The sequence below is a fragment of the Thalassolituus sp. UBA2009 genome, assembly GCF_002335285.1.
Lineage (GTDB): Bacteria > Pseudomonadota > Gammaproteobacteria > Pseudomonadales > Oceanobacteraceae > Venatoribacter > Venatoribacter alkanivorans.
Genome location: NZ_DDCJ01000094.1, coordinates 30,453 through 32,372, shown reverse-complemented (window position 1 = coordinate 32,372; position 1,920 = coordinate 30,453). Strand labels below are relative to the sequence as shown.

Sequence of the window (1,920 nt, the reverse complement as noted above, 5' to 3'; positions counted from 1 at the left end):
GGCCAGGGTTCGGTGCTTTTGGCGTAGGGAAACCAGATGCGGTCTTTGTAACCGAAACCTGAGTGACAATCGAGGGTGATGCAGTGTTTCTGATATTTCAGACTGGCGCGGATGCTGTCGATCAGGGCCTGACTCTCTGTCTCCATAGGTTCGCCTTTGCGTCCGCGATACCAGGGCAGGTGACGGCTGATGCGCTGTCCTCCGACCAGAAAGGGTGTGCTGCCAATTGCATCGACCGGCGCATTACGCATTAAATCAACGCCGTTAGGGTTGGCGCGGCTGTTATTCCACATGCCGCCGGGATTCACGATCGGAATAACCACCAGCCGGATCTGGGCCAGCATTTCCATGGCGGTCGGGTCCCAGTCGAGGCGGCGCAGCAGGGTACGTAAGAACGATAAAATCACCTGGCTGCCAATACGTTCGATACCATGTACGCCGCCGATCAGTGCCAGTGTCGGAGCCAGTGGTGTGGTGGCGCCCATTTCCAGCACATAAAACGGCAACCTGAATGAACCCTGTTGGATATGAGCAGGAACGGATACCCGCAGATGATGGCGGCCTTGCTCAATGAGTTGTTCCAGTTCGGTCAGTTCGGGCAGGGCTTTATTAATTTGGTAAATCCGTTGAATCACGTTGGCTGCATCCTTATTCTGCTCAGCCGTCCTCTTTACCAGAATAGAGTAACAATTCGATGAAATCTTCCCAGTCGCTGCCCGATACTCCTCCGGACCGTTACCGCGGCTGGCACTGGGTGAAAACCCTATGGCCGTATCTGATGGAGCATCGCTGGCGCGTTCTTGCGGCTTTGCTGTGTCTGGTGGGGGCGAAGCTGGCCAGTGTGTCTATGCCATTTCTGCTGAAATATCAGGTCGATCACCTGAGTGCAGTCGACAAACAGGCCATTAATCCGGCGGACTGGTGGTTATGGTTTCCGCTGGCTTTATTGCTGGCTTATGGCGCCGTACGTTTTTTAAACGTTTTTATGGGTGAGGTGCGCGATTTATTGTTTGGTCGGGTAACCGAGCGGGCCATGCGGCGCATGGCGCTGAAGGTGTTTGAGCATCTGCATACCCTGAGCCTGGAATTTCATTTAAACCGCCAGACCGGCGCATTACAGCGTGATATTGAGCGTGGCACCAACGGTATCAGTTTTCTGCTGCGCTTTATGATCTTCAATATTATTCCGACCTTCCTCGAGTTGTTTCTGGTAATCGGCTTGTTGCTGGCCAACTACCCGCCGGTGTTCGGCATAATTACCGCTGTGGCGGTCGTGGCTTATGTGGCCTATTCGGTAAAAGTCACAGAATGGCGTACCCATTATGTGCGTGAAGCCAACCGTATGGATTCCACCACCCATGCCCGCGCCCTAGACAGCCTGCTGAATTATGAAACGGTCAAATATTTTACCGCCGAGCAGCGCGAAGCTGAGGCTTATGACAGCTCGCTTGCGCAGTGGGAGCAGGCGCGGCGTATGAACCGCTTTTCGCTGTTCAGCCTGAACAGTGGGCAGGCCCTGATTGTCAGTGTTGCGATGGGCTCAATGTTGTTATTCGCTGCTTACTACGTGCTGATTGGCCGCATGACTCTGGGTGACTTTACTCTGGTGAATGCCTTTATGTTTCAGCTGTTTGTACCGCTGAATTTTCTGGGTTTTGTCTATCGTGAAATTAAAGCGTCGATGGCCAATATCGAGCGTATGTTTGAGCTGCTGGATGAGCAGTCAGCGGTCAAAGATAACGGCACTGCGACGTTGCAGGTCGGTCGGGGTGAAGTGGTTTTCCGTAATCTTCAGTTTGCTTACCAGCCGGAGCGGCCGATTTTACGCGGCCTGAATTTAACCCTGGAAGCCGGAAAAACACTGGCGGTGGTTGGTTCCAGCGGTGCCGGTAAATCGACCCTGACCAAATTATTATTCCG

Annotated in this window: 2 protein-coding genes; one reads left to right on the top strand and one right to left on the bottom strand. The window is 53.3% G+C overall.

Annotation, left to right across the window (positions count from 1 at the left end; genetic code table 11):
* On the bottom strand, window positions 1–635 hold a 635-nt coding region (locus tag B3P58_RS11715), incomplete at its 3' end, for a M14 family zinc carboxypeptidase (protein ID WP_286717669.1).
* Window positions 636–694: 59 nt separating this feature from the next.
* On the opposite strand from B3P58_RS11715, the gene B3P58_RS11710 reads away from it, so the two are divergent.
* A partial coding sequence (locus B3P58_RS11710) for an ABC transporter transmembrane domain-containing protein (protein WP_286717668.1) occupies window positions 695–1,920 on the top strand: 1,226 nt, incomplete at its 3' end.